This is a genomic window from uncultured Nonlabens sp. (assembly GCF_947495285.1).
GTDB lineage: Bacteria > Bacteroidota > Bacteroidia > Flavobacteriales > Flavobacteriaceae > Nonlabens.
On record NZ_CANLXZ010000053.1, the window covers coordinates 1 to 7266 of the forward strand.

At 31.1% G+C, this 7266-nt stretch carries 7 protein-coding genes; 5 read left to right on the top strand and 2 right to left on the bottom strand.

From position 1 onward, the window contains the following. Positions 1 to 108 precede the first annotated feature (108 nt). From Q0838_RS13840 to Q0838_RS13860, 5 genes are all read left to right on the top strand, one after another. Positions 109 to 1215 (top strand): hypothetical protein, encoded by a 1107-nt coding sequence (locus tag Q0838_RS13840; RefSeq protein ID WP_298956382.1) that lies wholly within the window; start codon positions 109 to 111, stop codon positions 1213 to 1215. Between the two features lie 152 nt (positions 1216 to 1367). Beyond that, positions 1368 to 1868 (top strand): hypothetical protein, encoded by a 501-nt coding sequence (locus Q0838_RS13845; RefSeq protein ID WP_298956385.1) that lies wholly within the window; start codon positions 1368 to 1370, stop codon positions 1866 to 1868. A gap of 231 nt (positions 1869 to 2099) precedes the next feature. Continuing rightward, positions 2100 to 2801: a hypothetical protein gene (locus Q0838_RS13850; RefSeq protein ID WP_298956388.1), complete on the top strand. Its 702-nt coding sequence runs from the start codon at positions 2100 to 2102 to the stop codon at positions 2799 to 2801. Positions 2802 to 2809: 8 nt separating this feature from the next. Beyond that, positions 2810 to 3418, top strand: coding sequence for a hypothetical protein (locus Q0838_RS13855; RefSeq protein WP_298956390.1), 609 nt, complete (start codon positions 2810 to 2812; stop codon positions 3416 to 3418). A gap of 171 nt (positions 3419 to 3589) precedes the next feature. Next, a complete protein-coding gene (locus Q0838_RS13860) occupies positions 3590 to 4438 on the top strand; it encodes a hypothetical protein (protein ID WP_298956393.1) in 849 nt (282 codons plus the stop codon). Positions 4439 to 4526: 88 nt separating this feature from the next. Here the strand turns inward: Q0838_RS13860 and ltrA are convergent, their stop codons facing one another. Continuing rightward, positions 4527 to 5735, bottom strand: coding sequence for a group II intron reverse transcriptase/maturase (gene ltrA, locus Q0838_RS13865; RefSeq protein WP_298956395.1), 1209 nt, complete (start codon positions 5733 to 5735; stop codon positions 4527 to 4529). Between the two features lie 829 nt (positions 5736 to 6564). Further along, on the bottom strand, positions 6565 to 6918 hold the full coding sequence (locus tag Q0838_RS13870) for an IS110 family transposase (protein WP_298956397.1): 354 nt from the start codon (positions 6916 to 6918) through the stop codon (positions 6565 to 6567). Positions 6919 to 7266 lie beyond the last annotated feature (348 nt).

Sequence of the window (7266 nt, forward strand, 5' to 3'; positions counted from 1 at the left end):
ATATCTTTAGAGCCATCAATTAAGATTTTAAGGTAAGGATTGATGAGTAAAACGAATCATAGCCTTACCGTTGTGCAACATTAACCACGAAACTCAAAAAACAAAAAAATGAAAATGAAATTTACCTTTTTATTATTAATTATTTCGACAATTTCGATTTATGGACAAGACAGTTTAAAAAAAATAACTCGTGAAAAATTAGTTGGAGAAAAAATAAAATTTTTATTAGACAATGATAATTCTCGAGGATATGCAAATTTCGGAAAAAACGAAAATGCTTATCCATATTTAGATTACGAAGAATTTAAAGAAAGAGTTGCAACTATCATTAGTAAAAATAAAGGAGTTTATGAATTAAAAATGGACGATAATGAGGAAAAGGTATTTATGAAAATATATGATTTTTCAAATATTCCAAATAACATAGGTTTAATTACTTTATTAGAACAAGCAAGAGCAAACTATGTTGGAAAGACATTTTTTAATAAAGAGTTAGAAAAGTGTGAAATTACAGAAATTACTTTCGCTGAAGATGAGGGAAAATATTCTCAATTATATGGACCTTTTAACGTTCATTACAAAGTAAATAATGAAACAAAAATGATTAATATCCATTTTACAGAATCATATGGACCTGTAAAAGGTTATACTTATGACCACCAAAAAGAACGAGTTTTTGAAAATATTTTTACCTCTAAAAACCCATATACAGAATTAACGAAAGATAATATATCTGAAAAATTTAGTTCAGATATTGACAAAATGGATGACAAAACAATTTATATCCACAAACAATTACTTAACGAAGAATATTTGAAATATGATTTAGGTAATTTTCTTGACAATAAAAGAAAAGCGATTTTAACAAAAGTTGTCGTTAGTAATGGAATACCAAAAATCTATTTTTATAGTAATTATTTTAGTTCAGATTGGTTATTTCATAAAAAAATGAAAATCAAAATTGGAGATGTAAGTAAAGAAACAACTACTGTAAAAGGATTAACAGAAGTTCTTGATGGTGGAAATGTCCTCGAAAGAAACACATATAACAGCTCGAATGATTTAGCTATATTAAAATGGATTGCAGAAAACTCATCAGAAGAAATTATGGTTAGACTTTATGGAAAAGATTATTATGATGATTTTACAATTCCAATGAATGAAAAAATGGCAATAAAGGAAACTTACGATTTATACAAACTAATGAAAAAATAACGTTGCACAACACCGTATATAATTTATTGCTAGTTCTAGCCTACTTACGAAAATCCTCGCGGATTTTCTATTCGGTTTTTATTTGCTAAATTAGGTGCTTAAACCACGCAACAAATCATATACAAACACGTTGTAAAACATTTAACAAAAAATTGAGAAATCTAATATTATTTATTATTCTGTTCGTTATTATTGTTAGTTGCAATCAATCGAAAGATACATACGAAATTGCTATTTCAGACGTACTTCATAAAACCTTTTTTAGAAGTAAAAATTGTAATTCAGATTTTTATTATAACATAATAATTAGAAATGACACGCTTTTTGTTGACGGTATATTTGAACACTTATCTGGAACCTATACGGGAATATTAAATGATATTGAATCCAAAGGAATAATAGAATTGATAAACGGAATTAATCCAAAAAATAGAACTGAAAAAGAAATAAATCCGACAACAGGAATGACTGCAATGATTGTCAAAAAAAAAGAAATAATGATTGACTCAATTGTAGATTTCAGAATTAAATGGAATCAATCAGATTTGAATTTATTTAACTATGTTGGAAAATTAATATGTGAAAAAGAACTAATAAAAACAGATGACTCAATAAGTTTTCCAACTTGGGAAATGATAAAACCACCTGAATAAAGAACGTTTTACAACACCATGTATAAAACATAGCTAATTGGTTTTTAAGCGTAAAGTTTGTGTTTATTTGCTAAGTATCGCCAAATTTTAAATTTGGCTTTTAAACCGATAAATTAAAAACAAAATATAAAAATTCGGCTCGTGCTAATTCGAAAGTTAATTTCTTTTTAACACGCTACATTCCATACATATCAACGTTGTAAAACATTTGACGAAAAATCCAAATCAAATATGAAAATTAGAAAAAATATTTTGCTATTATTACTTTTATGTTCATTATCAATCTACTCACAATGTCCTGAATACCAAAATTACGAATTGGATGAATTTAACCAAGATGTAGACTGTGAAATTATAGATTACATAGACTTATCAAAAGATAATAAAGTTTCTAAAGGAACTTCAAGAATAGTTTTAAATTGGTCAGAAAATTATTCAATAAAAAATACTAAATGGTACAACGATAAATATGGAAAAAAATCTTTTAGTTTAAGTTTTTTTGCAAGTTTAAAAATATGTGATAGTGATAGTTTTGAATGTTCTAAATTCAGTAGTAAGTATCTTTCAGATGTTTACAAAAAGGATATTTGGGAAAAATATTTAAGAATGGAAATTGACAAACTTCCTTATGAATTCTCTTATATACACTTTTTAGCAGAAAATGGAGAGAACATAAAAATATATGTCAGTAAATATGGAGCTTACTCAAATGCTTATGATTTCCAAATACCTTTAAAAGGTGAAAAATTTCCAAGAACTATTGTTAATTATAATTGGCTATCAAATCATAAGGTTAAGAAAGTTAGATTTGTTAATGGGCAAACACTTGACGAAATGGATATCAATATTCCTAAAGAAAAATATGCAATGTTCCAGAATATGATTATGTGCATTGAAGACTATAAAAGTAAAATAGAAGAAAAATTTAATTAAAGACACTTATGATTTTAAGTAAAATTTCATTTTTTATTTTGGTATTGCTTTTAGGAATAGGTTTGTTATATTTTTTTGGAAGTATTGAAAAAATCATAAAAAACCTTGAAAAGAGAATAAACAAGCCTTTAGTTTCATTTGAGAAAAAAGTTTCAAATATTATTGGCTTATTGGTTTTACTATATATTCCGTTAGTATTTATCTTTTATGTTTGGTATGTTCCAAATGTTTATATTATAGACAAATGTAATTCCTATAATTCAAGTCTTCTAATATTACCAAAAAAAGTTAATAATATTACAATGTCTTTAGATGCTGACAATTGCTATATAATTAACAACAGTAAATCCGCTATTAAAATTTCATCAATAGTTTATGATATGACTGAAAGTGAGTCTAATTTAAAATTACTAAAAGAATTAAGAAACCAAGAGTACAATCACAATTCAAAATTACTTACTAGTGATTATAAAATGATTATTAATAAAGTGATTCTTCCGAAAAAATCTTTGAAAGTTAAGTACAAAAAGATTCATTATATCTTTGAAGAACCTGACAAATCAGTTTCAACAAAATATGAAGGAAAAATTAGATATAAACTAATTTGTAATAATTAATAAGATTTGAAAGCAACAAAAAACGTTTTACAACACCGTATATAATTTATTGCTAGTTCTAGCCTACTTACGAAAATCCTCGCGGATTTTCTATTCGGTTTTTATTTGCTAAATTAGGTGCTTAACCACGCAACAAACCATATACAACAACGTTGTAAAACATTAAAAAAAATGAAAAAAAATATACTTTTTATTTTAAGCTTAATATTCCTACAAAGCTGTGTTCAAAAAAAAGGTTCTGAAACCAACAAAATAAATACTACTCAATCAACACGCAAAGAGATTAACGAAGTAAAATCAACTAAAGATATTGACCCTAAAATAAGAATTTCAGAATCTTATGATAGTAAAAACGCTTCTAAAAAATATGTTTCTAAGACAGATGGTGTTTGGCTTAAGTCCATATCTGATTTAAATATAGATTTAATATTAGTTGAGTTCAATCAAGAATTGACTCCTCTAAAAGAGGGGTTTGTAAAAATCGGAAATGATAATTCTTTAGAAAGAAGATGGCTTTTAGTAAAAACTATTAAAGGAATTGGTTGGATTAAATCGGGAAATTATGGGAGAAAATGGTGTCCTGAAAATTTAGAGATTAAATCAATATCAGAAAAAATTATCACACACCTAAACCACAACAAAAATATCAATCTATTTATGTCTGATAAATGGGATTTTGTTTATCACGAAGATAATAGATGTGATGGTTCAACAGATGGGTTTTTAGATAACTTGAATCAAAATCAAATTGATGAGAAGATAACACTTAAAGTGACTAATGATGGTGATGGTTGGGCTTGTGAGAAAACAGAAAAGAAATCTTATGAAATGACTTTTTCTTTAAAACAAATGATATCCGAATGGGATAGGATTGAATTAGCATCTTATAATGACCCGTGTGAGGAAACAGTATATATTTTAGGTAAAGGTGAATCTGATTATTTGAAATTACATCTGACGAAAATCAAAAATGATTATCTCATTTCGAAACTTGAATACAGTAGTGAAGACCCTGGATAAAGTCGAGTAGGTAAAGGGGAATCTCACCCCTAAACCTCTCACAGAACCGTACGTGATAGTCTCCCATCATACGGCTCTTCTTAACAAGTCATGGCATAAATCCATATTGCCAGTGTACAAACATTGTAGGATACTGCTTCGCAGTTTCCTGTAACCATTTGTATGCAGCAAACCAGTGTTTACGCCTAAATCGCCGATATTTGTTACGTACCCATTTTGCCAGTCGTTTGTTCAAAAAACGAAACACATAGTGTAATTCACTCATTCGTACCTTGCCGTAGTAATGAATCCACCCTCGTACTTTGTCAGCTATGATGCCTGCCAAATCGGGCAGGCGCAAGTGAACCATACGATGCAGTTTTAACTTAAACAGGGTTTGATTGATGCGTTTTTGACTTGTTCGACTTATCGATGGGGTAAATCCCAAATGAAAGTTCCCAAAGTAGCCCTTGACCATTCTAGGCTTAAATGTAAAGCCAAGAAAATCAAATGTTACATAGTGCACCTTAAACGGTGGATGCTTCTTTTGGTTGCGTTTGCAATATACGATATTGCTCTTGCCCGCTTTTATCTCCAATTTACATTGCTTAAATCGGGCTTTTACTGCTTCCAATGTACGCAAGGCTTGTTTAAAGTTATTGCAATGGATGATAATGTCATCGGCATAGCGTTCAAACTTTACATCGGGGTGGTGCTTCTCTAGCCACTTATCAAAAACCACGTGCAAAAAGATGTTTGCCAATAATGGGCTTATTACACCTCCTTGCGGTGTGCCTTTAACTCGTGGGTGAATACTACCATCTTTCCTTTGGACCCAGGCTTTTAACCAACGTTTTACATACAAGTGAATGTGCCTTGATTTAGTAAAATGACTTAACGCTTTAAGCATTAAATCGTGGTCTATCTCATCAAAGAAACTCTTGATGTCCAAATCGATTGCCCAATCCATCTCCATACAGTTTTTCCTGCATTGTTTGATGGCGTGATGCGCTGATTTGTTTGGACGATAGCCAAAGGAATTAGTGCTAAATTGTTTATCTACAATTTGCTCTAATTCTTCTCTTATTACCATTTGAGCCGTTCGGTCTTGTACGGTTGGTATGCCTAGCTTTCTGATGCGCCCATCTGGCTTGGGTATTGCTACCTCGCGTACAGGCTTTGGAAAATAACTGCCACTTGCCAATCTATTCCATACGGGATATAGGTACTTCATAGGACGTGATTGCACTTCTTGTATTGATAAATTATCAACACCTGAAGCACCTTTGTTACTTTTTACCTTGTTAAAGGCTTCCATGACCTGTCGCTTTAATATCGGTTGCGACTTTTGTTTCTCTTTGAAAATCATCCTAAAAAAAATCTTTTAGTTGTAATACAAGTTAAAACCGTTAAGTCAGTCCCTTCGCTCCTTTTCCATTACAGAAAACTCTGCGCTACTACGGACTAATCCGCCACTAAATAATAGTATGGCTACTTTCTACCTTGCCCTTCGGGGTTGTGGTATTTTTGCACTACTATTTAGCTTCTCCTGTTCCGTAATTGAGCTGTAAGTAAAGCTCCTGCCCTCTTTATGCCGATTGCCACTTGACCAGTAAATAGGTTTCTCCCGTCAAGTTCTGTCTCGCAAGACCGTCCATCCATCGATTTTGACAATACTAAAGTTGTTTACGACACTTCTACAAGGGTTCAATCTCATCTCTTTCAGCTTCTTTACTCCTACCATAGCTTAACCAAACTACTCACAATACAAATGTGGTAGCGCCTTTTACCTTATCGCTCAAGACCAACTCGTGAAAAGTAAGCCCCATAAGGCGGTTTGACTGATATGCCTAACATCCCAGCCGAGAGACCAATCCTCACTTTTTTTTTCCGTACTTCCACTTGAAACTAATGCCAAGGTTGTTTCTAAAAAAAATGAGCCTCTCATCTCAATTACAGTTTTGTTGCTCCTTATTTATTTTACTAAATTGTATCCCGAAGCAACGCAGGACACACAACTATTGCCAACAAAGAACTGTGGTAAAAAACAAGCGAATTTCACTTAATTTCTAACCAGTACACTTCTATATCCGTCATCATATATTAATCCTGATTTTGCTATAGCAAAAGCCTGTTTTAAGAGCTTATTACAGACAGCTATTAAGGCTAGTTTTTTTACTCTTTCCTTTGGCTACTATTCGATCGTAAATTGCCTTGCATGCTTTGTTGTATTTACAAGCATTAAAACTGCACATAAACAGTAGGTTTCTTAACTTCTGGTTACCTATTTTACTTATTCGTGATCTTCCATTTATGCTGGTTCCGCTTTGCCTTATAATAGGTGTTAATCCAGCATAACTGCATAGCTCACTTCCACTTTTAAAACGCTCAAATCCATCGGTCAAAACAACTAGCATTAATGATGTATTGGAACCAATTCCTGGAATACTTTTTAAGCGTGTTAGAACATCTTCATGCACTTTCTTTACTAAAGCTAACAATTATTTTTAGCTCTTTCTGAACCTGTTTTAAACTACGCTTTAAGGAGCTAACTACTACTTTACTTGGGTTTCCTAAAACGGCCAGTGCATGTAATTTATTTTATACATGGTGCTTTGTTTAGTCAGCATGGATAGCAGTCTAGTCATTTGAAGGCACTCTATTTGATGTTTAGAATTACCTTGCCATAGCTTTAAATCTACCTGTTTTGCATAAACACAAATCAGCTATGAACCATTCTTGTCTTTCTTTATTTTTTGTGAGATGTCTTTCTTTAATACCAATTTACTTTTGAAAAGTCTCTATGAAAGCATTTTTATAATGATGATTACTAGTTATTGATTTTATGG

What these genes read in the sequence shown, in the direction of transcription:
- Q0838_RS13855 (WP_298956390.1), top strand. Translation starts at nt 2,810, where the DNA reads ATGATTTTAAGTAAAATTTCATTTTTTATTTTGGTATTGCTTTTAGGA.
- Q0838_RS13860 (WP_298956393.1), top strand. Translation starts at nt 3,590, where the DNA reads ATGAAAAAAAATATACTTTTTATTTTAAGCTTAATATTCCTACAAAGC.
- ltrA (WP_298956395.1), bottom strand. Translation starts at nt 5,735, where the DNA reads ATGGAAGCCTTTAACAAGGTAAAAAGTAACAAAGGTGCTTCAGGTGTT.
- Q0838_RS13840 (WP_298956382.1), top strand. Translation starts at nt 109, where the DNA reads ATGAAAATGAAATTTACCTTTTTATTATTAATTATTTCGACAATTTCG.
- Q0838_RS13850 (WP_298956388.1), top strand. Translation starts at nt 2,100, where the DNA reads ATGAAAATTAGAAAAAATATTTTGCTATTATTACTTTTATGTTCATTA.